General features: G+C 49.1%; 31 protein-coding genes and 1 riboswitch. Of the genes, 18 read left to right on the forward strand and 13 right to left on the reverse strand.

The window, feature by feature from the left end; genetic code table 11:
• Window positions 1-206: 206 nt before the first annotated feature.
• The 4 genes from thiD (at window position 207) to IJ22_RS02715 (ending at window position 2,719) form a co-directional block, all read left to right on the forward strand.
• Window positions 207-1,025, forward strand: coding sequence for a bifunctional hydroxymethylpyrimidine kinase/phosphomethylpyrimidine kinase (gene thiD, locus IJ22_RS02700; RefSeq protein ID WP_062407065.1), 819 nt, complete (start codon window positions 207-209; stop codon window positions 1,023-1,025).
• Between the two features lie 114 nt (window positions 1,026-1,139).
• Window positions 1,140-1,589, forward strand: a complete 450-nt coding sequence (locus IJ22_RS02705) for a DUF86 domain-containing protein (RefSeq protein WP_054819062.1) — start codon at window positions 1,140-1,142, stop codon at window positions 1,587-1,589.
• Between the two features lie 201 nt (window positions 1,590-1,790).
• Complete coding sequence (locus IJ22_RS02710; protein WP_054819063.1) at window positions 1,791-2,426, forward strand: helix-turn-helix transcriptional regulator; 636 nt, start codon at window positions 1,791-1,793, stop codon at window positions 2,424-2,426.
• A gap of 113 nt (window positions 2,427-2,539) precedes the next feature.
• Complete coding sequence (locus tag IJ22_RS02715) at window positions 2,540-2,719, forward strand: hypothetical protein (RefSeq protein WP_054819064.1); 180 nt, start codon at window positions 2,540-2,542, stop codon at window positions 2,717-2,719.
• Window positions 2,720-2,759: 40 nt separating this feature from the next.
• On the opposite strand, the gene IJ22_RS02720 is transcribed toward IJ22_RS02715, so the two are convergent.
• Window positions 2,760-3,860, reverse strand: coding sequence for an LCP family protein (locus tag IJ22_RS02720; RefSeq protein WP_082660642.1), 1,101 nt, complete (start codon window positions 3,858-3,860; stop codon window positions 2,760-2,762).
• 301 nt (window positions 3,861-4,161) lie between these two features.
• Between IJ22_RS02720 and IJ22_RS02725 the strand changes: the two genes are divergently transcribed.
• On the forward strand, window positions 4,162-4,728 hold the full coding sequence (locus IJ22_RS02725) for an FAD-dependent oxidoreductase (RefSeq protein WP_062407067.1): 567 nt from the start codon (window positions 4,162-4,164) through the stop codon (window positions 4,726-4,728).
• A gap of 97 nt (window positions 4,729-4,825) precedes the next feature.
• On the opposite strand, the gene IJ22_RS02730 is transcribed toward IJ22_RS02725, so the two are convergent.
• Window positions 4,826-5,461 carry a bifunctional 4-hydroxy-2-oxoglutarate aldolase/2-dehydro-3-deoxy-phosphogluconate aldolase gene (locus IJ22_RS02730; protein WP_062407068.1) on the reverse strand — a complete coding sequence of 212 codons (636 nt, stop codon included), beginning with the start codon at window positions 5,459-5,461 and terminating at the stop codon, window positions 4,826-4,828.
• Between the two features lie 251 nt (window positions 5,462-5,712).
• On the opposite strand from IJ22_RS02730, the gene IJ22_RS02735 reads away from it, so the two are divergent.
• A complete protein-coding gene (locus IJ22_RS02735; RefSeq protein ID WP_062407071.1) occupies window positions 5,713-6,156 on the forward strand; it encodes a DUF948 domain-containing protein in 444 nt (147 codons plus the stop codon).
• Between the two features lie 7 nt (window positions 6,157-6,163).
• Window positions 6,164-6,568: a YtxH domain-containing protein gene (locus IJ22_RS02740; protein WP_062407073.1), complete on the forward strand. Its 405-nt coding sequence runs from the start codon at window positions 6,164-6,166 to the stop codon at window positions 6,566-6,568.
• A gap of 62 nt (window positions 6,569-6,630) precedes the next feature.
• Here the strand turns inward: IJ22_RS02740 and IJ22_RS02745 are convergent, their stop codons facing one another.
• The 7 genes from IJ22_RS02745 to IJ22_RS02770 form a co-directional block, all read right to left on the reverse strand.
• Complete coding sequence (locus tag IJ22_RS02745; RefSeq protein ID WP_062407075.1) at window positions 6,631-7,836, reverse strand: phosphodiester glycosidase family protein; 1,206 nt, start codon at window positions 7,834-7,836, stop codon at window positions 6,631-6,633.
• Window positions 7,837-7,927: 91 nt separating this feature from the next.
• Window positions 7,928-9,736, reverse strand: coding sequence for a putative bifunctional diguanylate cyclase/phosphodiesterase (locus tag IJ22_RS02750; RefSeq protein ID WP_062407076.1), 1,809 nt, complete (start codon window positions 9,734-9,736; stop codon window positions 7,928-7,930).
• Between the two features lie 73 nt (window positions 9,737-9,809).
• Complete coding sequence (locus tag IJ22_RS25945; RefSeq protein WP_137669923.1) at window positions 9,810-9,932, reverse strand: cyclic lactone autoinducer peptide; 123 nt, start codon at window positions 9,930-9,932, stop codon at window positions 9,810-9,812.
• Window positions 9,904-10,485: an accessory gene regulator ArgB-like protein gene (locus IJ22_RS27110; protein ID WP_082660644.1), complete on the reverse strand. Its 582-nt coding sequence runs from the start codon at window positions 10,483-10,485 to the stop codon at window positions 9,904-9,906. Before IJ22_RS27110 ends, IJ22_RS25945 begins: the two co-directional genes overlap by 29 nt.
• The gene (locus IJ22_RS02760) at window positions 10,433-11,167 is read right to left on the reverse strand and encodes a hypothetical protein (RefSeq protein ID WP_054819071.1); all 735 of its coding nucleotides are present in this window, start codon (window positions 11,165-11,167) and stop codon (window positions 10,433-10,435) included. The genes IJ22_RS27110 and IJ22_RS02760 overlap by 53 nt, the downstream gene beginning before the upstream one ends.
• Before the next feature lie 363 nt (window positions 11,168-11,530).
• Entirely contained in the window at window positions 11,531-12,133 is a 603-nt protein-coding gene (locus IJ22_RS02765) for a hypothetical protein (RefSeq protein ID WP_137669924.1), read from the reverse strand.
• A 295-nt stretch (window positions 12,134-12,428) separates the two neighbouring features.
• Complete coding sequence (locus IJ22_RS02770; protein ID WP_054819073.1) at window positions 12,429-13,094, reverse strand: helix-turn-helix domain-containing protein; 666 nt, start codon at window positions 13,092-13,094, stop codon at window positions 12,429-12,431.
• A 164-nt stretch (window positions 13,095-13,258) separates the two neighbouring features.
• Here IJ22_RS02770 and IJ22_RS02775 point away from each other — a divergent pair, with 164 nt between their 5' ends.
• The 5 genes from IJ22_RS02775 to IJ22_RS02795 all read left to right on the forward strand — a co-directional run bounded on the left by IJ22_RS02775 (window position 13,259) and on the right by IJ22_RS02795 (window position 16,855).
• Window positions 13,259-13,696, forward strand: a complete 438-nt coding sequence (locus IJ22_RS02775) for a hypothetical protein (protein ID WP_062407082.1) — start codon at window positions 13,259-13,261, stop codon at window positions 13,694-13,696.
• 212 nt (window positions 13,697-13,908) lie between these two features.
• The gene (locus tag IJ22_RS02780) at window positions 13,909-14,337 is read left to right on the forward strand and encodes a disulfide oxidoreductase (RefSeq protein WP_054819074.1); all 429 of its coding nucleotides are present in this window, start codon (window positions 13,909-13,911) and stop codon (window positions 14,335-14,337) included.
• 172 nt (window positions 14,338-14,509) lie between these two features.
• Window positions 14,510-15,319, forward strand: coding sequence for a glutamate racemase (gene racE / locus IJ22_RS02785; RefSeq protein ID WP_054819075.1), 810 nt, complete (start codon window positions 14,510-14,512; stop codon window positions 15,317-15,319).
• 77 nt (window positions 15,320-15,396) lie between these two features.
• On the forward strand, window positions 15,397-16,467 hold the full coding sequence (locus tag IJ22_RS02790; protein WP_062407084.1) for a M14 family metallopeptidase: 1,071 nt from the start codon (window positions 15,397-15,399) through the stop codon (window positions 16,465-16,467).
• A gap of 154 nt (window positions 16,468-16,621) precedes the next feature.
• Window positions 16,622-16,855, forward strand: coding sequence for a hypothetical protein (locus IJ22_RS02795; protein ID WP_054819076.1), 234 nt, complete (start codon window positions 16,622-16,624; stop codon window positions 16,853-16,855).
• A gap of 41 nt (window positions 16,856-16,896) precedes the next feature.
• Here IJ22_RS02795 and ytvI read toward each other — a convergent pair whose 3' ends face one another.
• Together ytvI and IJ22_RS02805 are read right to left on the reverse strand one after the other, a co-directional pair.
• Complete coding sequence (ytvI, locus tag IJ22_RS02800) at window positions 16,897-18,006, reverse strand: sporulation integral membrane protein YtvI (RefSeq protein WP_054819077.1); 1,110 nt, start codon at window positions 18,004-18,006, stop codon at window positions 16,897-16,899.
• A gap of 19 nt (window positions 18,007-18,025) precedes the next feature.
• Window positions 18,026-18,409, reverse strand: a complete 384-nt coding sequence (locus tag IJ22_RS02805) for a winged helix-turn-helix transcriptional regulator (RefSeq protein ID WP_054819078.1) — start codon at window positions 18,407-18,409, stop codon at window positions 18,026-18,028.
• Between the two features lie 305 nt (window positions 18,410-18,714).
• Between IJ22_RS02805 and IJ22_RS02810 the strand changes: the two genes are divergently transcribed.
• From IJ22_RS02810 to IJ22_RS02820, 3 genes are all read left to right on the forward strand, one after another.
• Complete coding sequence (locus tag IJ22_RS02810; protein WP_054819079.1) at window positions 18,715-19,017, forward strand: hypothetical protein; 303 nt, start codon at window positions 18,715-18,717, stop codon at window positions 19,015-19,017.
• 51 nt (window positions 19,018-19,068) lie between these two features.
• Window positions 19,069-19,290 carry a YuzB family protein gene (locus IJ22_RS02815; RefSeq protein WP_054819080.1) on the forward strand — a complete coding sequence of 74 codons (222 nt, stop codon included), beginning with the start codon at window positions 19,069-19,071 and terminating at the stop codon, window positions 19,288-19,290.
• 302 nt (window positions 19,291-19,592) lie between these two features.
• Window positions 19,593-19,684: riboswitch (cyclic di-GMP riboswitch) on the forward strand.
• 82 nt (window positions 19,685-19,766) lie between these two features.
• The gene (locus IJ22_RS02820) at window positions 19,767-20,066 is read left to right on the forward strand and encodes a hypothetical protein (RefSeq protein WP_062407086.1); all 300 of its coding nucleotides are present in this window, start codon (window positions 19,767-19,769) and stop codon (window positions 20,064-20,066) included.
• 168 nt (window positions 20,067-20,234) lie between these two features.
• Here the strand turns inward: IJ22_RS02820 and IJ22_RS02825 are convergent, their stop codons facing one another.
• Window positions 20,235-21,410, reverse strand: a complete 1,176-nt coding sequence (locus tag IJ22_RS02825; RefSeq protein WP_062407088.1) for a THUMP domain-containing class I SAM-dependent RNA methyltransferase — start codon at window positions 21,408-21,410, stop codon at window positions 20,235-20,237.
• 228 nt (window positions 21,411-21,638) lie between these two features.
• Between IJ22_RS02825 and IJ22_RS02830 the strand changes: the two genes are divergently transcribed.
• Together IJ22_RS02830 and aspA are read left to right on the forward strand one after the other, a co-directional pair.
• Window positions 21,639-22,280, forward strand: coding sequence for an O-methyltransferase (locus IJ22_RS02830; protein ID WP_054819082.1), 642 nt, complete (start codon window positions 21,639-21,641; stop codon window positions 22,278-22,280).
• An 84-nt stretch (window positions 22,281-22,364) separates the two neighbouring features.
• The gene (aspA, locus tag IJ22_RS02835; protein WP_054819083.1) at window positions 22,365-23,798 is read left to right on the forward strand and encodes an aspartate ammonia-lyase; all 1,434 of its coding nucleotides are present in this window, start codon (window positions 22,365-22,367) and stop codon (window positions 23,796-23,798) included.
• A gap of 93 nt (window positions 23,799-23,891) precedes the next feature.
• Here the strand turns inward: aspA and IJ22_RS02840 are convergent, their stop codons facing one another.
• The gene (locus IJ22_RS02840) at window positions 23,892-24,653 is read right to left on the reverse strand and encodes an IclR family transcriptional regulator (protein WP_062407090.1); all 762 of its coding nucleotides are present in this window, start codon (window positions 24,651-24,653) and stop codon (window positions 23,892-23,894) included.
• 247 nt (window positions 24,654-24,900) lie between these two features.
• Between IJ22_RS02840 and IJ22_RS02845 the strand changes: the two genes are divergently transcribed.
• Complete coding sequence (locus IJ22_RS02845) at window positions 24,901-26,010, forward strand: extracellular solute-binding protein (protein WP_062407092.1); 1,110 nt, start codon at window positions 24,901-24,903, stop codon at window positions 26,008-26,010.
• Window positions 26,011-26,014: the final 4 nt, after the last annotated feature.

The following is a 26,014-nucleotide window of genomic DNA, read 5'->3' on the forward strand; positions in this document are numbered from 1 at the left end:
TTTCCTTAACTCTTTCGTTAACTTCATCATAACGCTTTCGCTTTGACGGCGTCAAAGCGTTTATTCCAGTTGTCATAAAATGATCACCAAACGAAACAACCCCGTCCCCCCGGGCTTCTTGACGGTAAACCGACGGAAGACTAAACTTAAACTGAGGTAAATTCTAGACACTGCGTATTATCTTATTGAATAAGGAGATTGTAGGAATGGTCATATCTAAAGCTCTGACCATCGCCGGTTCGGATAGCGGCGGCGGTGCGGGGATTCAAGCCGATCTCAAAACGTTTCAAATGCTGGACGTGTTCGGAATGTCCGCCATCACGGCCGTCACGGCACAGAATACATTGGGTGTGCATGGAATATACGATATCCCGCTCGAAGGCATCGAAAAGCAGATTCAGGCGATCTTATCGGATCTCGGAGCCGATGCGGCCAAAACAGGCATGCTTTCGCAGCCGGAGGTCATTGAGCTTGTGGCGGACTGTATTCGTAAAGCCGGTCTGCGGCGGCTGGTGGTAGATCCTGTGATGGTTTCCAAAGGCGGTGCCCGCCTCCTTGCCGAGAACGCCCAGGACGCGCTACGGCAAAAGCTGCTGCCGCTGGCAGCCGTCGTAACGCCGAATATTCCGGAAGCGGAGGTCATCACGGGGATGACCGTGTCGTCGCTGGAGGACATGAAGCAGGCGGCTGTACGTATAGTGAAGGAGTTGGGCGCTTCGGCAGCCATCGTGAAGGGCGGTCATCGCAGCGGCGATCCTACCGATGTGCTCTATGACGGAGAAAGCTTCCACCTGCTGACGGGGGAACGTTATGAGACGCGCCATACGCACGGGACAGGCTGCACCTTCTCCGCAGCGATATGTGCCGAGCTTGCAAAAGGGAAGCCGCTCCTGGAAGCCGCGCATACGGCCAAGCGCTTCATTACGCTGGCGATCCGCCATGAACTGGGGATTGGCGGAGGACACGGACCGACGAATCATTGGGCCTATTCGCGCGAAGGTGCGCCCTCCAGGGAGAACGAATAAAGATGAGCTACGAATATTTGATGCAGGCCGTCGTGCTTATCGTTCTGTTGTTTGTTTCATTCCCTGCAATCCTGATATGGTCTAAACGGAGAAATAAGAAACGGAGATAACCACATGTATTATGTCAACCAGGAACAAATCGATCTGCGCTTGTCATTTGTGCCTACGCTGCTGCAGGCTTGCACCGAATTAAGAGAAGCCTGGCCGGAAGATGTACAGGGGGAGGCTAAGGAAGAACCGCTTCTCCTTCATTTTGCCCAAGAGCGGACGCTTCATCTGGCTATCGAGACGGTAACGGATGTAGGCAGTCTGCTCATTGATGCGTTTATGATGCGCGATGCAAGCAGCTACGAGGACATTATCGACATTTTAGGCGATGAAGGCGTCTTTGACCAGGACACGGCTGCAACGCTAAAGGAGCTGGTTCTGCTGCGCCGACCGTTAACACAGGATTACACTGCGGTCAGGCACAAAGGATTGCATCCCATGATCGGCAGGCTCCCGGCAGCACTCGAAGCATTCGCCGAAGCGGTTCCGGCTTTCATTCGTAAGGAAATGCTGTAGGCGGTGCTGCAACGGGTAAAAGACGTGAATCCTGTTCTGTAAATCCGTTCTCGTTTTTCATATCCGGTTCTTATAACTTTGAGCACATTCATTTACTTATGGATTATTTTCGTTTACAATGTGTTGTATTCAGACGGCGACATAACCCGGCAGCGGCATGAACAAGCGGCGCTCGGCTAACAAGAAGGACGGTGAGACCGGATGAACCACGGGGCGGACGTATCCACGAGAAAAATGATTTTAACCATGCTTAAAACCAAGGGACCGCTGAGCGTCAGCGAGATGACCAGAGAGCTGGGCATTACGGAAATGGCCGTACGGCGTCATTTGAACACGCTGGAACGAGACAACCTCATCGCATCGGAGCTGGTTCGGCAAGCGATGGGAAGACCCATGAATCAGTATTCGCTGACAGAGCATGCAGAAGACTTGTTTCCGAAGAAGTACCAGCATCTCACGTTGGATTTGTTGGAAGAGCTGGAATCCGCTTTGGGGGAAGATAAGGTGAACCTGCTGTTCGAACGCCGGAAGCAGCGCCTGATCCGACGATATGAGAATCGGATGGAAGGTAAATCCCTGGTGGACCGGGTACTGGAGCTCTCGGACATTCAGAATGCGAACGGCTACATGGTGGAGCTGGAACGGAAAGAAGACGGGTCCTTTCTGCTGAACGAGCATAATTGCCCCATCTCGCAGGTGGCTAACCAATACAATCATGCGTGCAGTTGTGAGCTGGAGATGTTCAAAAGCTTGCTTGGCAAAGAAGCCAGAGTGGAGCGAATGGAATGTCTGGCCAAGGGAGGCAGCAAGTGCGCTTACGTTATACAACCTAAATAAACCATCTTCAGAAACCGTAAACCGTAATACGGCTGAAGATGGTTTTTTGCTATTTTCATAAAAAGCGGCGGATTAGAAAAAAATAATCCCTATACTGAGGCGGAGGGAAAAGCATGGAGAACGAACAAAAAAGCCGGCTGGAGCTGCAGTTCGGCAGACAACTGACGGAAGGTGAAGCGGCGGAAATATTAAATGAGCAAATCGTTCATCCGGATGACGAGGAATATGATGAAGAAATGGATGATGCTGCGCCATCTCTGGCAGCCACCCAAATCTTCAGGAGACATCTGTAATCCGTGTGAACGCTTGATCGTATGGCTGACAGGACCTCCTTTATCGGGAAGTCCTGTAATGTGTCTGGGTTATGTTTTTGTCCCGGAGGTCGGTGACGGATGGGTCTATACCGAAGCGCTTTGAAAGTACGCTATAGGTCGCGCCTGTAACCGTGCTGCTTTCCGATGGTAGGCCCAGCTGCGTCCGAAGCGCGGCGATGGCGGCACTAAGATCCTCTTCTTTGGGCACAATATAGGGGCTATCCCATCGCCCATCCAAAGGAATCGATTCGATATGATCGGGCTTCAGCTTTTGAAAGGACAGGATGAATTTGCGCAGCTGGTCAGGCGGAATATCGGTTTGCACATTTTTGCCGGCAATGTCGAGCAATCCTCCCCATTGGGTGATTCCGGTAAACGAGGTCATCTTATCAAGCAGCGTAGACAAGACCTTCTGCTGCCGTTCGTTTCGGGCAATGTCGGAGGATTCCTGCGTGCCCCGGTTGGACTTGCGGTAACGCAGGAAATCAAGCGTTTCCTTGCCGTTGAGTGTTTGCAGCCCTTTGGACAGATTGATGTTCGTACCGTCGAAGTTATCTACATAACGCATATCCATGTCGACATCAATTGTAATTCCGTTAAGCTCGTCAATCACCTGGCGGAACCCGTCAAAATCGATCACCGCTATATAATCGATCGGAACGTCAAACATGCCGCTGAAGAATTTTTTGGTATGGGCGAGGGCCGTTTCGCGGTCCTTATTATAATAGTAAGCGTAATAATAGTTGGCTTTTTGCGAGGACAGTCCGAATTCTCTTGGCTTTAGCTGCAAGTCGCGAGGGATGGAAACCATGGTGGCTGAACGCGTCTCAGGATTGAGCGAGACCAGCATCATCACGTCGCTATTCATGCTTCCTCCGCTGCCGCTTCGGTTATCCACACCGATCAGCAGAAAGCTCATCGGTTTCAGCTGCGCGCTGCTTTCAACAGCGGCTGACTGATGTGCGCCTGCGGCGGATACGGACATTTGCTCCAGAGCTTTATCAGCTTTATGTATTAAATAACCCGCATAACTGGCTGCCCCTATACCGAAAATTCCAAGGGTAAGCATGACGGTACGCAGTATTTTTCGGTTTTTTTTCTTTTTGCGCGGTGACAACATCCGTAGTTCCTCCCGATAAGGTAAAATATGCACTATCTATCATAATAACGTATATTGATGGGTAAAATGTTACAAAAATATTAAATTTTCGACGAAAAGCATGTGAAAATTTTTTTAGAGCAGGCAGCGGCAGCGAGAACGGTGAGAAGTTGACATATGCCATAATTTGGAGGATAATAGAATAAAATAGAATACGATTTACTTTTTACGTTACAAAGCAGATTGGCATATGTAAACATTTTGGAGCGGCGGACCAATTCTCTGTTTGCGTGTCCGACATACTGGAAAGGAGAATGAAATCATGTCTTACGATGTTGCTATTATCGGAGCAGGACCAGCCGGAGCCAGTGCAGCGCTTTTTACCGCCAAAGCCGGGAAGAAGACAGTGGTTATCGATAACGATCAGAGCATTACCAAACGCGCATGGGTTGAGAACCACTACGGGGTAACGGAAATCTCGGGCCCGGATCTCGTCGAAATCGGCAAGAAGCAAGCTGCCAAGTTTGGCGCAGAACTGGTGCAATCCAAGGCGGTAAATGTAAAAAAGACTGGTGATGTCTTCCAGGTGGAAACGGAAAACGGAACCTACGAGGCGAAGCATGTCATTCTTGCCACGGGTGTTTCCGTCGAACTCGCGGAAAAGATTGGCGTATCCACCAAGCCGGGTACGGAGCCCCGGATCAAAACGGTCTTTGAAGCGGACAGTGACGGCAAAACGGCTGTACCAGGTATTTGGGCGGCCGGGACGGCTGCAGGAGTAAGTGTGCATACGATCATTACAGCCGGGGACGGCGCCAAAGTGGCTATTAACGTAATCAGCGAACTGAACGGTGAACGCTACGTGGACCACGATGTCATAAAAGGTTAAGTGAAGATGAAGGCGGCCTAAAGGCCGCCTTTTTTGGTTTAACGCTTATGACTGCCGCAGCCGCTGTTGGCTTTTGTTCTCTTTGGATGAAGCGGGCTCAGCCTCTTAAACGAGCCGTTAACCGCGATGCCTTTTCCTGAATCCATCCATAATTTCCGGCGGCAATTTCCTTTAAATTGACAAGCGAGCCGCCGATGCCGACACCGTAACACCCTATTTTGATAAACTCGACTATATTGTCTTCGTTAACCCCGCCGACGGCCATCATAGGAATGTGATTCAAAGGTCCCATCAGTTCTTTAATGTAGCCCATGCCAAGGCTGGACCCCGGAAAAATTTTCACAGCCGTCGCCCCGGCTTTCCATGCTTTGACGATTTCCGTCGGCGTCATCGCTCCAGGGAAGATCGGAACGTCACTGCGGACCGCATAAGAGATGACTTCTTCCTCCATATTAGGCGTGACCAAATAGGATGCGCCCGCGTCCAGGGCTTGACGGGCATCGTCCAAATCCAATACGGTCCCGGCTCCGATATACATCCGGTCGCCAAACTGCTCTTGCAGCTTCCCGATCATCCTGAGCGCTCCGGGCGTATTCATTGTAATCTCCATGACGGGAATGCCCCCCGCCAACAGCGCCTCAGCGACGCCGACAATGTGCTGTTCTTCCACACCTCGTACGATAGCTATGATTTTGACCTCTCCAATTCGCTGCAAGCCTTGCTCTCTGTTCATATCGATGAGTCCACCGCTTTCTTATGTAATCAGGAGAATCAGAAAACGCATCCACTTCTCTCCATTATACCTTCTTTTTTCTTCTTGCCAACCAGGTCGACGTCATGAACTGCTTATGATTGTTTTGCGTTCGGACAGGTCTGCTGCCATACTTTTTTTTCAATTGTTGTGTCAAAATGGCCCCCGGCGTCTTATACTGTAGTATCTCATAGGCATTCGTCCAGAAGCTTGATGGATCGGAGGTGACGGCCATGTGGTGGCAATGGGGACTCTTGCTCTGCATGCTCGCATTCCTTCTATTTTTATTTTTCGCTGTCAGGTTGATACAAACGGCAACAGAGGTGCTGAAGCGCAGCGAAATGAAGCTCGAATTTATGCAGGAGCAGGTGCGCAGAACGACGGAGGAATCGGAGCGGCTGGTTAAGGTTTCCACCGAAGTGATGGAAGATGTGCAGAAAAAGCTGGGTACGGTCGACTTCTGGTTTGCTGCTGCGAATGAAACGGGTGAAGCGGTGGACCGGATGTCCCGTTCCGTCAAGGCTGTATCATTGGCAGTGGAAGATACGGTATCGGAAGCCCGCAGGGCTGTCCTTAACAACCGCGACACCGCTAAGGATTTGGTAGAGCTCATGACAGCCGGTCTTCATCTCTGGCATCGACTGAAAGCTTCGAAATCAAATCAATCCAAGGAGTGAAGAGAAGATGACAGCAAACAAAAAAAACAAGGATTTGATCATTGGAGCGGTGATCGGCGGTGTGCTGGGCGCCGTAACCTCGCTGCTGCTGGCACCCAAGTCCGGTCGTGAACTAAGAAACGATATTGCAGAGGGGTATCAGCAGGTCAGTGAGAAGACACAGCGGCTGGCGGGGGATGTCGCCGAGAAATCGAAGCAAATCTTTTCCGCCGTATCGGAAACGTCCCAAACGACAGTAGAGACGATCGGAAAGCATACTTCCGAATGGGCAAGCAAAGCCAAGGAAGTGGCGATTCATGTAGGGGAAGAAGTGAAATCCTGGAAAAAAGATAAAGCCGCTCAACGGCAGGACGACATAGCTGCTGCAGAAGCTTCCGTCGCCGCTACAACAGCGGAACGCGAGGAAGCATAACATAGGCAACGGGACTTGGCTTTTACTCCAAGTCCCGTTCCGTTATATAGTTGAAGATGGATTTACCACTTGGACGGGTCGATTTTACTCGGATCCAGTCCCTCCCAAATATTGCGAATGTTCGCTTTCTTCGGATCCTTGAAAACAAGCCAGGATGTCGGCAAATATCGTTCGCCATATTCACTGGAGGGCTTGTTTACAATGACGGCCTTGGTTGTTTTATTGGTGGAAGCGGACACTGCGGCATCCTGATTTCCCTGATTCCCCAGCACCAGTACTGAGGATGAGCCGCCGTCCAAATTAGCCGCAGTGACTGCACCGCGCTCTAGAAAAATATTCTGGATGTCGTAAAGCGTGGCGCCGATGCTGTGTCCGGGTTGACGCCCGTCAATAACGGCGAACATTACCGTTCCGTCGGCCTTTTGGGCCATCGCGGTCCTGGGAGCGATGCCCCAGCCGTCGGCTTTGCTCTTAATCAGCCCGACACCGTTTGCGATAAACCTGGGAGCGAACGTGACCGCTTCCTGTACGCCCATTTTCAGAAGCTCGGACGGAGAATATTTACCTGCTACCATACGCCCCTCTTTGTCGATACCGACGATATGGGTTGGCGTATTCATGCCGCCGTCATTATAAAAGATTTGGCCTCCGGACATGACAAGCCCTGTAGGCTGGAAGCCGTTTCCTTTCCATTCCGGGTCTACAAAGCCCCCCGCATTCACGCCGGCGAGCGCATCCAGACGCTGCACCATATCGGAAACCTTCTCGCCCTTTCCGGCTTTTCCGGGCACAGCGATACGCAGCATCGTCGGATCATGGACAATCAGAAGCTTGCCTTTAAAATTCGTACCTTGAATATCTTCAATCTCAATAGGCGGCTTGGACTGCTTCTCTATCGTGGAAGTGCTTGTGCCGTCCACATGGACGAGCCCTTGATCCTGGACTTCCGAATAGGTGTCGAATTGCGACCAGTATCGATGAACCCGCTTTTCCAGCTCATCATTGCCGATAATATATTTGGCCCAGTGGCGGTGCTGGGTTGTAATCAGCGTATCGGCCATCAAATATCGAAGGTTGGTGCCTGATTCGGTTAGAAAAAACCATAGTAAGAAAAATAAGCCGAAGATAAACAATACAAACAGAGTATAGAAAAATAATGTTACCGAAACGGATAATCTGCGGTTTTTAACGTTTTTTTTTCTCTTGGGAACCGCGCTGTAAGAAGGCCGCGATGACGAACGGGAGCTGCGGGATAGAGGAGCAGGCATGGTTCAAATCCTTTCCGAATGAGCTGGACTACCATAATTTGACGAAAAAAAAAGAAAAAAGTTGCAGCCGCAGACCGCCTTTTTTCTTGGTTCAGATGTTTACATACAGTTGCTTGTTATTTTTAATTAAATGTTCAAAGTCGCTGGCGGGGATCGGCTTACTGAATACATTGCCTTGAATCTCGTCACAGCCTTGAGCAATCAGGAAATGAAGTTGGTCCATGGTTTCTACGCCTTCCGCCAATGACTTGATCTTTAATTGACGGGACATGGCGATCAAGGCCGTTACAATCGCAGCATTGTCTTCATCGGAAGAAATATCCCGAATAAACGATTGGTCGATTTTCAGCGTATGTACATGGAACCGTTTCAAATAGCTTAAGGAGGAATATCCGGTGCCGAAGTCATCAATGGAGAGGCGTACGCCGAGCACCTTCAGCTTTTGCAGGGTCTCGATAATGTAAGGGACGTTATTCATCGCTACATTTTCCGTGATTTCCAGACAGAGCCGATCGGGGGCCAAGCCGGACTCTTGCAGGGTATCCATCACCGTCTGCACAAAATTCGACTGGTGAAACTGTATCGCTGAAATATTGACAGATACGACCAGAGGGGGGAGGCCCTTTTGCTGCCACTCTTTGTTTTGCATGCACGATTGCTTCAAAATCCAGTTGCCGATCGGTATGATCAGACCGGTTTCCTCGGCCAGCGGAATAAATTCCGTGGGGGATACCATGCCCCAATCGGGGTGCTGCCAACGGACGAGAGACTCCATGCCGATCACGGACCCATGGCGAAGATCAACGATCGGTTGATAATAAATTTCAAACTCTCCGCGCTCCAGGGCTTTGCGCAAATGCACCTCAAGGTTCAAACGGTGCAAGGATCGCTTGTTCATATCCGGGTGGTAATAATGATATGAATTTCCCCCTTTCTCTTTGGAACGGTACATGGCGATATCCGCATTTTTTAAAAGGCTCTCCACTTCGGTGCCGTCCTGCGGGTAAATACTGATGCCGATACTGGACGTGACAAAAAGCTCGTTGTCCTCAATAACGAACGGTTCCTTGAGCAAATCCGATATTCCTCCGGCAAACTGCGCAGCTTCTTCCGCTTGAGTCACATCCGTAAGAAGAATGATAAATTCGTCACCGCCGAAGCGGGCGACGATGTTTTCGCCTTTAACATATTCCTGAAGCTTACGGGCCAGCATTTGAAGCAGCTGATCTCCGATATGATGTCCGAGCGTATCGTTAATGACTTTAAAGCGGTCCAGATCAAGAAAAATAACCGCCATCATCGAACCGGTGCGCTGCGCTTCTTCAAAATAGTCCTTCAGCTTCTCGTCGAACATCGTGCGGTTAGGCAGGTTGGTCAACGAGTCATGGTAGGCCATGTGCAAAATTTTTTGCTCTGCTAGCTTGCGTTCATTTACGGCACGAATGGTAGCATATGAACGGAGCAGCTGGTAATCGTTGGTTTCGCTTGTGATTTTGGTGAACAGTTTCTCATGCAGCGTAGGATTATGCTCTGCGGAAGCGGAATTGGATGTTTTAATTAGCTGTATCGCATTCTCGATGTGTTCTTTGTGAATTCTTGCGGCGGATGCGGTTATATGGCTTGCCCGGTTTGATGTCAGATACACCAGGCCTTTTTTGGAGTCGTATCGATCGACATGATTCATATTCACGATATTGGTGCTGTCCAGCTGGCGAAATCCGTCCTCGAATAACCATTCTTCTAAGTTGTCAAAGGAAAAATCCAAATAGTACTGTTCGTCTTTGGTATGAACGATGACTTCGCGGTCCCGAATGCGGTCGATCTTGATTACATCGGATGCATCGACTACAAGTGCCTCGGAACCCCTTTTGCCATCGCGAGTAACGGGAATTTTCTGCATGAATGTTCAGCTCCATGGAAAAGGATGAGGCTGACGCGCCATGGCCCGTCAGCCCTAAAGTGCTACGATGTTCTTATTTTTTCAAGAGTTCTTGCGGAGTTTCCGGACGATTCGCAATGATGGTGTTGGTGAAAACAAAGAATGAAGCAAGTACTACAGCAACGCTATTAGCTACTTTTGCCATTTTCAGTTTCATTGTACCACCTCCTTTCCATTAATTTAAACAAGAAGTATCCCGGCTTGGTCAAAGTAACGGACTGTGCAAAAAAAACGGCGGATAAAAGGGAGGATTGAAAGTAAAAATTGCTGCCTATAAATATTAAACATATGATTTTTAAGTAAAGGTAGTTTTTGGGATCGATGCGGCTTATATTTTCCAACCCTTCCGGTGCCTTGATCAAAAAAATTATGAAGCTGAGTATATTAAGAATCAACCCGGTATGAAAGTAAGCGTAATCGATATGGGCCAAGGAAGTTAAAATCGTCAAGGAAAAGATGCAACACCCCAGCGAGGAACTGAGGTGAGCGCCGCCGCTCAAGTATCTAAGGAACAAAAAAGAAAAAATCGTTATAACCGCCTCGGGCAGGCGGCCCGTAAACGTACAGATGATTAAAGTCGCAGCAATAGCCAGGGATGTATTGATCAATAAACTGAGCGAATAAAACAGAACTTTCTCGGATGCGGCATCGGCATAATTATTTCGGATTGCTTTTGCTATGCTCATTGCTGAGCGATCGATCAAGTTCATCTCTCACAGGCCTTTCATAAGTTTCTCTAATGATTTTTTTGTTGTGAATATAAGCGACATATATACCAATCAGAAAGATGAAGGCAATAAAAGTAGAACTTACAATATTCATAGAATGATTGTAAAAAGAGATCAATTCGAGCTGAGCTAGGACAATGCTCAAAACTAAAAAAGCCGACAAGATAAAATTATATCCTTTAAGTGCCGTGCGGGATGCCAAATACTTGGTTTTAAACAAGAATCCGATCTTTCTTCTTTGCAGAGGATAGATGATCAAACTGATGATGAATGCGGTAATCAATTGTATAGAACCGAGCACCGCAACCGACTGCTGAATTTGTACCGGGTCAAATAACCCCAGCTTGATGCCGGAAAGCATGACGGCGGATTCGATAATGACTCCGGCGATAAAACCGGTTACACTGACAAGAAGAGAGTAGAAAAAGGGAATTCTGTAAATGATCATGATTAATATGATTTCAGCAGACAGGGCGGAAATTACGGCAAAAGTGCCTAACTCGACGATATCCCTGAAATAAAACGTGATCAAAGACATGATGAATGCGGTACCGTATATCTTATGTAAATAGTAATAATACTGAAAACGAAACATCGTTAGAGAGAGCACGATCATAGCGCTTAGTTCGATGGAGGAAAGAAATACTTTTATAGCAAAACTCATTGGAATGGGCTCCCTTGTCTTCTATTCTATAGGGTAATTAGAACTTGGTACATAGTTAAATAGACTCATGCTGATCCATGTTCATTATTGTTGTATAAAATTTACTTGTATTTTAGTTTAATACACTTTAAGTAGGGTGACAAGCGAATTATGTCGAATTTTGCTGATAACTTGAATCTCTCCCTATATTGATTTATGTACTGGAATCAAGGCGCATAATGTGCGATTCTATTGTGCGCAGGACAGGAGTGCAAAAAGTAATGAAGAAAAACAACAGGTTCGCAGTGCCGATTGGCTTATAAATAACCGGGACTTAAGAACCATCCGTTTTGATCATAAAAAATGCGCATTTGAGTTTTGAACCTAGTCATCCGACAATTCCTTTTCATAAAAAATGCGTATGATCCCGATCAACAGCAGCACAGAAAAGAATTGAATGACCGCAGTTTCGGCCTTCCAATAAAATATGGAGGATACGGTTAGGGTAATGATCAACAGACCGGTACTCATGATAAAAAACATGGCTTTGTGAAAGCGGGGGTGAATGTGGTCTTTGCAGTTAATATGAAAGGGCACGAATGAAAAGCCGAGTCTGAATTTTTTAAGGATACAGGCGGCGGACAAATTCAGCAAGAACAAAGAAATGACGGGCATCGTCATGCTTTCCTGCGCGATCTTATAAAAATCTTCTGAAGTAAGCCGACTAATCATCAAGAAGAATCCCAGTTCCGTTGTAGTATCCACCAGATAGACCACTACACTAACGATCAAAGCGTATATAAAACGAAGTCTGAAAATCATGTAAAAGCATAAGATAACAAAAAGAGGCTGCAAAATTAAGCCTATGACTGAATGTGTCGTTTGGACAAAAACGGATATAAGCGTCAGTACAACAGCGCTGACAACAATCTGTTTCCGGTATTCTTTAAGCCGCTGACGAAACACTGCCAAAGCTAACACAATCATCGACAGCCAACATATAAAAAATAAGGGAACTAAATATAACACCCTCATAATATACCAACTTTCCTTGGGTAGTTACTTGGACATTGTATTGAAGTAAGGATGCTCCAATGGTTTATGGCTCTCGCTATATGCTTAGCGCCCAAACATGGAAAACAAGCCCGCAGCACATGATCGCGCAGACGGGCCAGTAGGCGGCGGTTGTATGAAGATTAAGATTCCAGATCAGGGCAGGGTAAACGTGTCCCGTGATGTCTCTCATCTTATGTCTGCCCATTGCTGCCAGCGCCAATTTAAGTTAAATGTGTTTGTTGGCTGCGGAAAACGTCGGGGTGTTTCCGCTTTTGCCGAATGAAAATTCAAGGCTCTTCTCGGTATTGGCCGCTACTTTGCGGGCAATCAGGTCGTGATACTTTTTCTGCCGGATCGCAGAGATGGTTACGCGGGGGCCGGTGCCGTCTTCATGAAAAAAAAGCAGTCCCTTTCGTTCGTCATACTTGCGAATGTGATTTAGATTAACATACAGATCGGTATCCATTTTCTTGAAGTCGTTTTCTTCCAGTTCGTCTAAAAACGTGCTGAAATCCAGCAGCGAATCGATGCTATGGACAATGTTCGAGCCCTCTGTATGATAAGTGATGTCCTTCCTGCCGATTTCGATAAAATACACGTGATTGAGATCCATATCCAATCGGTTGCCGTTGGATTGCGAATCGGTATCGCCGCCCGGCAGATGTCCCGCTTTGATCATCAATTCCGTATAAGAATAACCGTATGCAGCCGAGAGCTTCTTCAGCGTATCGGGCGAAGGGGTGATTTTGTCGTTGGTCGAACGGTTTCGTTCCAGTTCCAAATCTCTGATATAAGCATGAGAAAGACCGCTTTTCTTAGCCGCTTCTCTCAAAGACATGGATCCTCGAAGACCTTCAAGAAATTTTCCAAAATCAGGAATAGGACGTCCCATCCCGGTTCACTCCTTTCTAGTACTTAATTGTAATGGACAAATGCGGGAAAAGAAATAGTTTTCTTTACATTGCGCCATCTGACAAAGTATCCCTTGACGGTTTGTAATATCGATACTACATTAGATGTAGCAGTCTTTTTCAGTGTGAAGGGGGAGAATCACTATTGCGAGATAAAATAATGAGTCGTTGGAGTACATATGAACCCTTCCATGTACCATTTAACGGATATAAAATAGCCGACATCGTAATCACCAGCCACGCACAAAACCGGTGGTCCGAGCGTGTGGAAGACGAAAAGGGCGGAATTGAGCATATTTGCAGTTTTTTATGGAATAAATTGAAGTACGGCGGAATTCAACCGTATTATGCGAATGAGAAGGACGTTTATCTCATTGACGAGGACCTGGTGATGGTATCAGAGTTTGTCGAAATAAAAGATGAGATCGACATTGCCGGCAACCCTTTGCACAAAATGATCGTAGTGACGTTTCTTGGCCGCGTCTCTCAAGACATTCAGCTTCGCGATTTGAAGGCGTATTATTCATGGCTTAGGCACAGCCGAAGAATGACTCTTGTGAAGAACGGAAGAAAGAAAAGATAATGAAAACCGGTGTTCAGAGGCCGGCCTGCGGGCCGGCCTTTTTTGGGGTATCTCTGCTTTTCGGTGTAGAGAAAGAACGGTGAAACCAGCGAGCTGTGCCTGAACGGGCCAGGCTCGCTGGTTTGTTTCTGCGGGATGAGCGGACTTTCGTAAGATGGAACACCTCCGCCGGTTCTGATATGATGAGATTAATAGAAGGGAGAGAAAGAGTTATGAATTGGAGGAACACCATCCGCGAGAACGGGCTGCATCTTTCCTGGTTCGTGGCGTTGACCGCCACCCTCGGCAGCCTGTATTTTTCCGAAATTCTGCATTACATTCCATGCAAGCTCTGCTGGTATCAGCGTATTTTGATGTATCCGCTCGTCATTATCCTGGGCATTGCTGCCGTTCGCAAGGAACGACATATGTACATATATGCGCTCCCTATGTCCATTTGGGGCGCCGGCATCTCGCTTTATCATTATTTGATGCAAAAAACATCATGGTTTACAAGCGGCGCGCAAGCCTGCGGTCCGATTCCATGCGATGTCGACTATGTGAATTATTTCGGATTTATCACCATTCCTTTTATGGCATTAACCGCATTTGTAATCATTGCTGTTCTGCAGATTTTGATGTGGGCCGCAGAACGCAAATAAAGGGCGCATTCGTGGAGAGCAGCGGGTTTGGGTTTTCTTTGGACAAGGGGTCTGTTAATATAGAATAACTTGTGCGGTTACAGTATACGCCAGGTACCAATTGTTTCCTTCATTCATAGACTGGAAAAGCATACATCGTTTCAACACACCAACATAAAGGAAGCGAAAACACGTGCAGCAAGCGATAGCCATACTGGATTCAGGGGTTGGAGGATTGACCGTGGTCAAAGAGGTCATGCGTCAATTGCCGCAAGAAAAGATCATTTACTTCGGGGATACGGCCCGTACACCGTACGGCCCGCGGCCTGCGGAAGAGGTATTGATTTTTACCCGCCAGATTGTCGATTATTTGCTTCAATTTCATCCCAAAATGATTGTTATCGCCTGCAATACGGCAACGGCGGTAGCTCTTGAAGAGATTCGCAGCAGACTGCCGATCCCCGTCGTCGGTGTGATTCATCCGGGGGCCCGGGCAGCGATCAAAACGAGCAGGAATTTGAGAGTCGGGGTCATCGGTACCGAAGGCACCATCAAAAGTCGTGCTTACGAGTACGCTCTCCGCCAAATATCGCCGCAAATTCAGGTAATCTGCCAGGCTTGCCCATCGTTCGTACCGCTGGTGGAGCAGGGTCTGTTCCATGCTGAAGAGACGCGGAAGGTTGTGGCGGATACATTATCCGAGCTGAGGAAGAAGCCTATAGACTGTTTGATCTTAGGTTGTACGCACTATCCTTTTCTTTCCGATATCATCTCCCAGGTTATGGGACCCAACGTGACTCTGATCAGTTCTGCGGACGAAACGGCCAGAGAAATCAGCACGATCTTGTATCATAAGGGGAAACTTGCGACCACGGGTACCGTACCCGTACATCAGTTCTTTTGCAGCGGCGACCCGGTATTGTTCAGGAAGATCGCCCAATCATGGCTGAACGAGCATATTAAAGTAACGCCTGTGGTTTGGCAGGTTCCGAATATTATCTAATTCCCGTTCATATGCATTAGCTAGGCTATCGGCCCTTTATATGCGGATAGGCATTTGAACTTGAAGGGGGAAATGAGATGATATTCCCTTATACGGTGCGGTATGGAAAACCGTTATTCCGGTTGGCCGCGAGGAAAGGCGGGAACGTGGCGGACCGGATCGCGGCAAATCCGGGCGGTGATCCGCATCGCCCTTGTATCTGTATCGGACAAACCGTTGCTGTGGCGCCTGGCAGGACGATGGAAGCCGTGGATACGGCCAACCCCTATGATTATGAGCGCATGATGGAGGATTTGGGGCTCTTGAAGCAAAGGTATCCGTTCCTGGCGGTCGAATCGATCGGCCGGAGTGTGCTTGGAAAGACCATTCCCTCCATCCGTATCGGATCAGGACCCGCGGAGGTGCACTACAACGGTTCATTTCATGCGAATGAATGGATTACAAGCCTGCTGTTGATGAAGTTCATTGAGGACTACGCTTCAGCCTATGTGAATGGTGCGCCGCTTGGAGCATGGGATGTACGGCCGCTGTTCGAACAAACGTCGCTTTGGATCGTACCTATGGTGAATCCGGACGGAGTGGAGCTTGTCTTGCGGGGCCTTTCAAGGGAAAACCCCTATTACAGGCAGCTGATGGAATGGAACTGCGGATTGCAGGATTTCTCGGGCTGGAAGGCCAACATCCGCGGCGTTGATCTCAATGACCAGTTCCCCGCGCACTGGGAGATCGAGCGCGACCGCCGCGGCGTACCCGGGCCGGGCCCGCGGGATTATACCGGTATGGCTCCCCTGTCGGAACCGGAAGCTTTGGCGATGGCGGAATTTACGAAAAGCCGTAACTTTCAACTCGTCGCGGCGCTGCATACTCAGGGGAAAGAAATCTATTGGAATTACCGCGATCTGGAGCCCCGTGAATCGGAAGCGATAGCATGCCGATTGGCCAGCGTGAGCGGATATGAAGCGGTTAAGCTCCATGGCAGCGATGCGGGATACAAGGATTGGTTTATTCAAGAGTTTCGGCGTCCCGGCTTCACTGTGGAAGCCGGCCTCGGGGTTAACCCGCTGCCCGTTTCACAGTTTGGGGAAATGTATCGCGAAATCGCTCCTTTACTTCTGGAGGGGCTGGCGTCGGTTTCCATCAAATCGTAAATGACAAATCCTATCCTTTCGTCAAGGGGCAAGCCGGCTCTGTTATGACAGATGCCGGTTCGTCTTTTTTTGCTGCATGCTGTTGGGGTGAATGCCGGGCATTTGGTGTATAATGGAATATAGAGCTGGAAGAGCACTAGGAGGAGAGAGCATCATGTGGAGACGATTATTATCGGTAAGGCGCTGGGCGCATGTGTTCCGCCGGATTGTGCCGCTTCTGCGCTCTTCGCGAATTCCTTTCCGTGAGAAGCTGTTGTTCGCCGTTCCGGCGCTGGTGTATTGGATCATACCTGACGTGCTGCCGGCGCTGCCTATTGACGATGTGGCCGTCATCATGCTGCTGATGAACTGGTTCACCGAACGTGCAGAGCGCAAATATGGCGCCTAACCGGCAAGAGCCGCCCAAGCGGGCGGCTCTTGCCGTTATGCCTAACGGGAGGCACCGGGGTCTTGTTCATATTCTTCAGCAGGCATGCGAATCCATCTTTTCAAGTATCCCTGCTCATACAGCGCTTTAATCAGAATGATCAGAATCGGCGATAAAATCAAACCCGCGACCCCAAAAAGCGAAAGTGAAATGATGATAAACGCCAGCATGGTAAAGGCCGATACGCCGAGCGAATCACCGGTAATTTTGGGCTCAAGGATTTGTCTCGTTGTAATGACAACGGCAAGCAGCACCGACAGCCAGATCCCCAGCGTTGTTTGTCCGACGATGAACAGGTAGATGATCCACGGGATGAACAGCGTAGATACGCCGAGAAGCGGCAGCACGTCAAATACCGCCGATAAAAGCGCGATGGAGAAAGCGTTCTTCACATCCAACAAGAGCAGCGATATGAAAACGACGATAAACGTCAGCGTGATCAGCTTGGCCTGTGCCTTGATGTAGGTGACGATTCCCTTCAATACGTTTTCGCGCAGAAAATGGAACGCCTTTTTAAAGGTTTTGGGCGTTTTTTCTTCAGCCATACGCTTCCATGATTCGATTTCGATGCTTAAGAAATAGGCCAAAATGATCCCGATGGCGAAATTAATCAAAAAGGTTGAAACCGAGGTTAATGCCGTAAAAGTTCCCGTAAGAAAACCGGTGACGAATTGGGTTATTTTACCGGTGATGACCGTCGAATATTCTTTGGCCTGTTCAATCAGATCCTGGATAGGCAGCGGACCCAGGTAATTCTGAAGAGCTTCGGACCGCTGAATGATTTCCCTTTCCATGACGGCCGTATATTCGGGAAACTTATCTTTAAGGTGTAAAATCTGCGTTGTAAAAATGGCGCCGAGTCCGGTAATCGCCCCAAGGATAACCAGAATAAACAAAATGGTCGAGATGCCGGAAGCAATCGATTTCTTGAGCCCTCTGCGGTGCAGAAATTTCGCGAGCGGCTCGATAATCATGTAAATGACGAACGAAAAGAAAATCGGCGTGGCGATCCGATACAAGAGACTGAAGATGTACATAAACAAATACACCGTCAAAATCAGGAGCGCAATATCGAAGATGGTTTTGTAATATTTGCGGTAAAAACTAATCATTCGGTCACCTCGGACTTCGTCAATCCTCTGCGGCTTGCGCACACCATTTGGCGGCCCAGAGCTTCATCTCTTTTAACATGCGGTGCAAATCCTTGCCTTTGGGTGTAAGCTTGTACTCCACGGTAACAGGAACCGTCGGATAGGCGGTCCGTTCCAATACGCCGTTGTCCTCCAGGTGACGAAGCGTGTCCGTTAACGATTTGGGGCTGACGGATTTGATTTTGCGCTGAAGCTCGCCAAACCGTTTGGTACCGCCGAACAATTCGCGAATGACGAGAAATGACCATTTGCCTCCGATAACATCGAGCGCTTTTTCGATGGAGCACTCGATATGAACCGGCTTCACCGGAATAGAACTGCTGGACTGACGCTGTTTGAGCTGCTCGTTTTCCCGCATGGACATGGTTCTCATCCTTTCCGTATGGCTATGTCTGTGTAGATGCCGAGAGGCAGTAACCTTGTGGTAAGTAATGATAGGAAAATGTAATAATATCCGAATTTTTTCACTCCTTTCCATTTTATATAACAAGCCGTAGAATAGCAAATGCAGCGGCGATACCGTTTGATAGGGAGAAAGCGCGTATGAAAAGGGTGAAGCCGGTTCCCGGCTGGACGCAGCAGCGTGAGATCATGATACGTGAAAGTTGCTTTCACCACCAAGTTTCTATACAATAAGGTGAAAACGATAAGTGCTGGGAGATGGAAATCATGAAATGCAAAATTTCGCGCAATGCCGCCAAAGTGCTTTTGGCCGAAATAGAGAAAGAGGAAGACAAAGAATTGAAGCTCCGCGTATACGTGACGCATTCGCACGGAGATCATGCGCATTACGGTATGAAATTGGACAAGCCTACGGAAAACGATGTCGTCGTCTCGACCGACAAAGGCATCGATGTGATTCTTCAGAAGGACGAGCCGTTTTTGGACGGTATTCGCATCGATTACTTCTATGTGCCTGAGGAAGGCTTTTCGGTGACCAATCCGGGCAAAGGCAACCACGGCGACCACTGATTGTTTAGCGGGTTCCGCAATGGGTTAATGCAATAGAAAGGAAGCCCCCGTATGGCCAACGATATACGTATTTGCGATAAATGCAAGCATATGAGATTAAAAACGGCTTTGCCCAAGCTGCAGAAGCTGGCCCCCGACGCAGAAATCAAGGTGGGGTGCAAATCGTACTGCGGGCCCTGTTCGCGCTTTGCCTTCATCTTCGTCAATGGCCGGTACGTTACCGGCAAGACGGAGGACGAAGCGATCGAAAAGGCCAGTAAATATGTGAAGTGACTTCATAGCGGATACCTACGCGCTTATGTTCAGGTCAGGTCCTGACCGCAGGTTGCTGCGGGTTTATAAGTGTTTCGGAGTCCGCTTTTTTTCTTTATCATCCGTCTTTTTAAGGAGTTAAGTACCTCATCATTTTGGCCCGTATCGGTTCCTTATAGGAGAAATTGGGCTGTTATATATTGAAAATAGTTCCAAAGACTCAATGTATTTGGTGAAAATAGGAATTTTGAATTATGTATCTCTTAGGTCTTATCTTTTATTCTTAAGGAAATGAAGTTTATTTGAAGACATTTTTCGAGCAAACTCGATAAAGGCAAACCAGGCGAAAGCCTGGGCACGCAAAGCTATAGGGGCTAAAGCGCTGATTCCGGCGCCAAGCCAGCCAGTTGCCGAAGGTAAGGAGCGACGCATCCATTTGCTACTCCTGTACCCGTAGGTTGAGAGTCTCTTTGTTTTTGAAAAAGGAGTGGAAACGGATGCAGGGTCAGGATCGGAGCATCATGTCAAGAAAAGGCTTTTACACGAAAGTAGGGAATGATTTCGTAGGCGTGTTTTTGTCGAACGAAGGTCCGAAAATGTTCATTAACCGTGAGGTTTACGAACTGATGGCGCCGTGCTGGGACGTCGAAATGGTTAAGGGGCGCAGCCATCAGATCGTGAATTTTTACTGGCGCGGCGAAGTCAAGCTGTCTGTAAGATGCGAAGCGGATAATGACATATTCATGCCGCTATTCGATTATTTGAGCTGCAGGGAGTCTCTGGTTCGTCACGCCTGATTGCCGGAATAGAAGAATAACCGATATCGCAAAAAGAACCGCGGACAAGGCGAAGTGCCTTTGAAGCGGTTCTTTTGCATGCTTATATGATATGTCCGGGCTGCTTCAGCATAAACATGGAAAGATGAAGAAGCTTAAGACGATCACAGTACGGCAAGGTCCCGAATGTTATTGTTCGGAAGGAGCCGCCTTGTTGCTGCGCCAACCGTATAAACCGCCGGGGGCGAAATATTGGTAAAGACTGCATTCGATGCGGCCGTTGAACAGCTTGCGTTTCTTGTCGGTTTTACGGCCCATATGATGCTCAAGCTGTTTGTTCGGGCTCAGGATGAAGGCGGACCATGTAGGCAGCTGCCCGTATAAATGGCTGAACTGGCGAATAGCCCGTTCCGCTTCACCGTGGTCGCCCAGACGTTCGCCATACGGCGGATTCGTAATGATACATCCGTAATCTCCCCGCGGCATGACCTTGGCAACAGGGAGCACCTGCAGGGTCAGCTCCTTTGCCAAGCCGGCCGCCTTCGCGGCGGCCAAAGCGACATCGATCGCTTTCCGGTCGATATCGGAGCCCGTAATCTGGAGCGGGATGTCATCCTTTACAAGATCGTAAGCTTCTTCGCGGGCTTGAGACCATAATTCATTAGGAATGAGCGGCCACTTCTCGGCGTTGAAGCTGCGTCTTAAGCCCGGGGCCAAATTCCATCCGATCATTGCGGCTTCGATGGGTATCGTGCCCGACCCGCAGAAGGGGTCATAGAGCGGGCGTTCGGCCTGCCACCGGCTCAGCAGGACCAAGGCTGCGGCCATGGTTTCTTTCAGCGGGGCTTCCGTGACCAGCTTGCGGTAGCCGCGCTTGTGAAGTCCGGGGCCGGTTGTGTCCAGCGTCAATGTAGCGATGTCGTTGAGCAGCGACACCTCGATGACGAAGCGGCCGCCGGTTTCGCGGAACCACTCCGTACCGTACCGCCGTTTCATGCTTTCGACGATCGCTTTCTTGACGATACCCTGGCACGCGGGAACACTGGACAGCTGTGACTTGTGCGACCGTCCTTCCACAGGAAACTCCCCGTCCTCGGGAATCCAGTCCGGCCAAGGCAGCGCCTTGACGCCTTCAAACAGCTCGTCGAAAGTAGCGGCTTTGAATTGGCCCATCTTGACGAGTACGCGGTCGGCCGTGCGAAGCCACAAATTGGCGCGGCATATGGCTAAATAATCACCTACGAACGTTACGCGTCCGTTCTCAACCGTGACTTGATCGTAGCCGAGATTGCGCACTTCTCTGGCTACAACGGCCTCGAGCCCCATAGGGGAGGTGGCGATGATTTCAATGGAATCTGACGACATGTTGAACTCACTCCGTATCTGTTATGAAAGGGAAAACTCCGAATATCAGCAGGTTGAACTAAGTCTGGAAAAGCCATACAATTAATTAGTATAGGCGATTGACGGTGATTATACAATGACACAAAGCCATAATGGCGGGTATTGGCGCCGCATTGCAGGGTTTCGCCTATTGGCGCAAAGCATCGTGCATGGGCGCGGGCCGGCCCAAAACGGGAAGGATGGAAAACCATGACAACATCAATAACGGCAGAGCAGTACCTGGAAGGATTTTTTGAACCGGATGAGCTGTTGGAGCGGGTTAATGAAGGCATCCGGGCCAACGATATGCCGGAAATCTCGGTAGCCGCCGGTTACGGGCGGCTTTTGACTATGCTTGTGCGCATTACAGGGGCCAAAGAGGTGCTGGAGATCGGAGCGCTTGGGGGATACAGCGGAATTTGTCTGGCCCGGGGGCTGCCGCATGACGGTAAACTGGTCTCGCTGGAGTTGAAGCAGGAATATGCGGATCTGGCTTTCAAGCATGTAAGCGAAGCAGGATTTGGCGGGAACGTGGAGTATCGGATCGGTGAGGCGCTGGACAGTCTGAAGGCGCTCGATGCGGAGGGACGGAAGTTCGACCTGTTTTTTATTGACGCGGATAAAGGCAATTATCCGAATTATCTGGAATGGGCGATCAAGCTGGCCCGGCCGGGGGCTATCATCCTGGGCGACAATTTGCTTATGCGCGGGAAAGCCGTAAACCCGGAGGCAAAGGGGAATGCGGTTACCCAAATGAGGCTGTTTACGGAAGCGGTGGCTCGGGATCCCAGGCTCGAAGGCGTGCTGCTGCCTGCCTACGACGGTTTAGCCATAGCAAGGGTGAGGGAATAATCATTATAAGAGGAGCCGTTGTTTTCATATCTTGTTAGGGAAACAGGAACATGCTGCTTTCCATGCGTTTCCATCGATAGGAGGATGAGAAGTTTGACACAGGTGCGGTTAGAAAAAGATTTTCTGGGCTCCAGGGAGGTTCCGGTTCAAGCTTACTATGGCATTCAGACGCTGCGGGCAGTGGAGAATTTTCCGATCACCGGTTATAAAATTCATTCCGAATTGATTCGCGCGATGGGGATGGTGAAGAAAGCCGCCGCCACCGCCAATATGGAAATCAAACAGCTGAATCCGCGCATCGGGCAGGCTATCGTTCAGGCGGCAAAGGAAATTGTTGAAGGGCAGTGGCACGATCAGTTTATTGTCGATCCGATTCAAGGAGGAGCAGGCACTTCGCTGAACATGAATGCGAACGAAGTGATTGCCAATCGGGCGATCGAGCTTTTGGGCGGAACGAAAGGGGACTATTTCATGGTCAGCCCGAATACCCACGTCAATATGGCTCAATCGACGAACGACGCGTTCCCAACAGCCATCCATATCGCGGCCCTCTCCTCCATTCAGAAACTGCTTGAAACGATGCGCGAGCTGCATGCCGTTTTCGTGGAAAAAGCCCGGGCATTTGACGGGGTTATCAAGATGGGGCGGACGCATCTGCAGGACGGGGTCCCGATCCGTCTCGGTCAAGAATTCGAAGCCTACGCAAGGGTGCTGCTTCGGGATATCGAACGCATTACGCATTCCCGGCGGCATTTGTATGAGGTCAACATGGGAGCCACGGCGGTTGGAACCGGACTCAACGCAGACCCGAGATATATTGTCCGCGTGGTCGAGCTTCTGGCGGAAGAAAGCGGGCTCCCGCTGGTCACCGCCGAGCATCTGGTCGACGCCACCCAAAACACGGATGCGTATACGGAGGTTTCCTCGGCTTTGAAGGTGTGCATGATCAATATGTCCAAAGTCGCCAACGATCTAAGATTGATGGCATCCGGGCCGCGGGCCGGCCTCGGTGAAATTATGCTGCCGCCCCGTCAGCCCGGATCTTCCATCATGCCGGGCAAGGTTAATCCGGTGATGTGTGAGGTCGTCAATCAGGTGGCGTTCCAGGTGATCGGCAACGACCACACCATTTCGTTGGCTTCCGAAGCAGGACAGCTCGAGCTGAATGTGATGGAGCCGGTCCTGGTGTTCAATCTGCTGCAATCGATCAGCATGATGGATCAGGTGTTTCAGGTGTTTAACAAGCACTGTCTGCAGGGCATCGATGCTAATGTGGAACGCTGCCGTGAATACGTGGAAAAAAGTGTGGGAGTGATCACTGCGCTGAATCCCCATCTCGGTTACGAGACGGTGGCGCGCATTGCCCGCGAAGCTATTGTGACCGGACGCTCCGTGCGGGAATTATGCCTGCTGTACGATGTGCTCAGGGAAGAGGAATTGAATCTGATTCTCGATCCTTATGAAATGACCAATCCCGGGATTGCGGGGGCCTCTTTATTGACCGATAAGACAGAGTAAATGAGAAAAAGACTTGGCCTGTACACCGGCCAAGTCTTTTTTAGCTCCTGAAAGACCCGGACATTCCAATCCTAACGCAGCCTCTTTTTGTTTCTACCTGCCCTCCCGATACCCCAGTTCTTGGGAAATTTCCCGTGTAATCTGCAAAAGCTCCCGGACCCACTGCTCCTGATAAGGCGTCATACGGTCGGTTGGCCCGATGACGCTGACAGAGGCCGGCACTTTACCGTAAGCGTCGAAAATGGGGGCCGCAATCCCTGTCGCCCCTACGTTACGCAGATTGGAGCTGATCTCGTAGCCGTTTTTCCGGATTTCCTCAAGCCGGTCTTGCATCATTCGCGATTCGGTAATGGAATAAGGTGTGAATGTAATTAAATCGTCGGCCAGCACCTCATCGATAAACTCCCGGTCATGAAAAGCCAGTATCGCTCTGGCTGCGGAAGTGGCATACAAGGGAAATCTCCGGTATTCCTCCGCGTTGAAACGAATGGGATGCTTCGAATCGATTTTGTCCACATAGATTGCATCTTTGCCGTCGATAATACACAGGCAAACGAGTTCCTTCGTCTTTTCCGAAAGTCTTTGCAAGTAGGGCTTGGCGAAATCCACCAGATTATGATTCTTCAACACCTTGTTTCCAAGCTCCAATAGAGTATATCCTAGCGAGTACTGTTTGTTTAAAGGGTTTTGCTTGATAAACCCCTCGCTTTCGAGCGTCATTAACAGCTTATGTACGGCGCCTTTGGATAGCTCAAGCTTTCGGCTTAATTCGCTCACACCGAGCTCTTTGGGTGAATTCAAAAATATTTTCAGCAGTTTGCAGCTATTTTTGACCGAAGATAAATAATTGTCCATAGTAAATGTGCTCCTTATGTTGATAATAAGCTTGGATTCATAATGAAATTAGAGTTAGTGTAACACAAACCGAGAATTCTTCCCATATCCTTCAAATTATGTGATGTAATCTTCCATGGAAGAGAGTTTTTTTTAAAAAAGAGTATTGCACAACCTAATGCTGCATGCTAAAATCACAATATGTTTTACACATAGAAAACGTCGTTCTCATATAGAGAACGATAACACAACAAAAGGAGGAAAATCAATGAACAAAAAAGCGGGGATATTGGCAGTATTGACTTTGTGCGGAACGGTATTGGCAGCATGCGGTTCTTCGACCAAGGAAAACCCGGCTCCCGCCGCAGGGACGGGGGGACAGGACCAGTCTGCGGCGGCTGTGGAAAAAAAGCTGGTTGTCGCCGGTAACGGGGCAACGGTTGAGCAGCTGATGAAAGACGAAGTGTTCAAGAAATTCAATGAAAAGTATCCTGACGTGAAATTAACTTATGTAGCCGGCGTGGCTACGGAAATTGTGGCAAAAGTCAAAGCGCAAAAGGCCTCTCCTCAGATCGACGTTACGGTAATCGAAGCAGGCGAGCAGGAAGCGGGCCGTGTAGAGGATTTGTGGGAACCGATTACAGAAAAAGATGTCCCATCGATTTCCAAAGTGTCGCCTGAGCTCAAAGTCAATGAAAACAGCGGCGTAGCCGTCAACTTTACACCGATGGGCATTTCGTATAATGCCGCCCTTGTGCAATCCAAAGGCTTGCCGGTGCCTGAATCCTGGAACGATCTTGCCAGGCCGGAAATGAAGGGCAACCTTACGTTGAGCGAAATATCCAGCAACTTCGGCCGTTCGGCGCTAATCATGCTGTCCTATGCCAACGGCGGTTCAGAGAAGGATATGGAGCCCGGCTTCAAAAAATTGGAAACCATTGCAGGCTATATGCCCACATTTGCCAAAAATGCGGCTCAATTGCAGCAGAACCTGCAAAATCAAACCGCAGCTTATACCGCATGGACGATGGCTCGCAGCTTAGTGCAGAAAGACGCCGGGCTCGACCTCCAATTCGTCATTCCGAAGGAAGGCTCCAATCTGGTTCCGACGGTAGCCTCCGTTGTCAAGGGAACGAAAAGCCCGAACGCAGCCAAGCTGTTCATAGAATTCCTTTTGTCCGATGAAGTACAAACCTCGTTTGCCACAAAGCTTTATTATAACCCGGCAACAAATGTCAAACTTCCGGACGATATTTCTAATAAGCTGAAGGTTGATATGAGCAAAGCCGTGAAATTCGATTATGCCGTTCTTAGCAGCGAATCTTCCAAATGGCTCGATCGCTTCAACAAAGAAATCGCACCAAAAGTAGGGAAATAGGTGA

Origin of the sequence: Paenibacillus naphthalenovorans, assembly GCF_001465255.1 — a bacterium.
Lineage (GTDB): Bacteria > Bacillota > Bacilli > Paenibacillales > NBRC-103111 > Paenibacillus_G > Paenibacillus_G naphthalenovorans.

Bases quoted from the DNA above. Each gene is read 5' to 3' on its own strand.
- IJ22_RS02705 (WP_054819062.1), top strand. From the start codon at position 1,140: ATGTATTATGTCAACCAGGAACAAATCGATCTGCGCTTGTCATTTGTG.
- IJ22_RS02740 (WP_062407073.1), top strand. From the start codon at position 6,164: ATGACAGCAAACAAAAAAAACAAGGATTTGATCATTGGAGCGGTGATC.
- IJ22_RS02825 (WP_062407088.1), bottom strand. From the start codon at position 21,410: ATGTCGTCAGATTCCATTGAAATCATCGCCACCTCCCCTATGGGGCTC.
- IJ22_RS02795 (WP_054819076.1), top strand. From the start codon at position 16,622: ATGTGGAGACGATTATTATCGGTAAGGCGCTGGGCGCATGTGTTCCGC.
- IJ22_RS02720 (WP_082660642.1), bottom strand. From the start codon at position 3,860: ATGTTGTCACCGCGCAAAAAGAAAAAAAACCGAAAAATACTGCGTACC.
- IJ22_RS02745 (WP_062407075.1), bottom strand. From the start codon at position 7,836: ATGCCTGCTCCTCTATCCCGCAGCTCCCGTTCGTCATCGCGGCCTTCT.
- IJ22_RS02760 (WP_054819071.1), bottom strand. From the start codon at position 11,167: ATGAGTTTTGCTATAAAAGTATTTCTTTCCTCCATCGAACTAAGCGCT.
- IJ22_RS02715 (WP_054819064.1), top strand. From the start codon at position 2,540: ATGGAGAACGAACAAAAAAGCCGGCTGGAGCTGCAGTTCGGCAGACAA.
- IJ22_RS02750 (WP_062407076.1), bottom strand. From the start codon at position 9,736: ATGCAGAAAATTCCCGTTACTCGCGATGGCAAAAGGGGTTCCGAGGCA.
- aspA (WP_054819083.1), top strand. From the start codon at position 22,365: ATGAGAAGTTTGACACAGGTGCGGTTAGAAAAAGATTTTCTGGGCTCC.
- IJ22_RS02765 (WP_137669924.1), bottom strand. From the start codon at position 12,133: ATGATTGTGTTAGCTTTGGCAGTGTTTCGTCAGCGGCTTAAAGAATAC.
- IJ22_RS25945 (WP_137669923.1), bottom strand. From the start codon at position 9,932: ATGAAACTGAAAATGGCAAAAGTAGCTAATAGCGTTGCTGTAGTACTT.
- IJ22_RS02770 (WP_054819073.1), bottom strand. From the start codon at position 13,094: ATGGGACGTCCTATTCCTGATTTTGGAAAATTTCTTGAAGGTCTTCGA.
- IJ22_RS02725 (WP_062407067.1), top strand. From the start codon at position 4,162: ATGTCTTACGATGTTGCTATTATCGGAGCAGGACCAGCCGGAGCCAGT.
- IJ22_RS02805 (WP_054819078.1), bottom strand. From the start codon at position 18,409: ATGTCCATGCGGGAAAACGAGCAGCTCAAACAGCGTCAGTCCAGCAGT.
- IJ22_RS02830 (WP_054819082.1), top strand. From the start codon at position 21,639: ATGACAACATCAATAACGGCAGAGCAGTACCTGGAAGGATTTTTTGAA.
- IJ22_RS02790 (WP_062407084.1), top strand. From the start codon at position 15,397: ATGATATTCCCTTATACGGTGCGGTATGGAAAACCGTTATTCCGGTTG.
- IJ22_RS02810 (WP_054819079.1), top strand. From the start codon at position 18,715: ATGAAATGCAAAATTTCGCGCAATGCCGCCAAAGTGCTTTTGGCCGAA.
- IJ22_RS02735 (WP_062407071.1), top strand. From the start codon at position 5,713: ATGTGGTGGCAATGGGGACTCTTGCTCTGCATGCTCGCATTCCTTCTA.
- thiD (WP_062407065.1), top strand. From the start codon at position 207: ATGGTCATATCTAAAGCTCTGACCATCGCCGGTTCGGATAGCGGCGGC.
- IJ22_RS02840 (WP_062407090.1), bottom strand. From the start codon at position 24,653: ATGGACAATTATTTATCTTCGGTCAAAAATAGCTGCAAACTGCTGAAA.
- IJ22_RS27110 (WP_082660644.1), bottom strand. From the start codon at position 10,485: ATGAACTTGATCGATCGCTCAGCAATGAGCATAGCAAAAGCAATCCGA.
- IJ22_RS02815 (WP_054819080.1), top strand. From the start codon at position 19,069: ATGGCCAACGATATACGTATTTGCGATAAATGCAAGCATATGAGATTA.
- IJ22_RS02780 (WP_054819074.1), top strand. From the start codon at position 13,909: ATGAATTGGAGGAACACCATCCGCGAGAACGGGCTGCATCTTTCCTGG.
- IJ22_RS02820 (WP_062407086.1), top strand. From the start codon at position 19,767: ATGCAGGGTCAGGATCGGAGCATCATGTCAAGAAAAGGCTTTTACACG.
- IJ22_RS02730 (WP_062407068.1), bottom strand. From the start codon at position 5,461: ATGAACAGAGAGCAAGGCTTGCAGCGAATTGGAGAGGTCAAAATCATA.
- IJ22_RS02845 (WP_062407092.1), top strand. From the start codon at position 24,901: ATGAACAAAAAAGCGGGGATATTGGCAGTATTGACTTTGTGCGGAACG.
- IJ22_RS02710 (WP_054819063.1), top strand. From the start codon at position 1,791: ATGAACCACGGGGCGGACGTATCCACGAGAAAAATGATTTTAACCATG.
- ytvI (WP_054819077.1), bottom strand. From the start codon at position 18,006: ATGATTAGTTTTTACCGCAAATATTACAAAACCATCTTCGATATTGCG.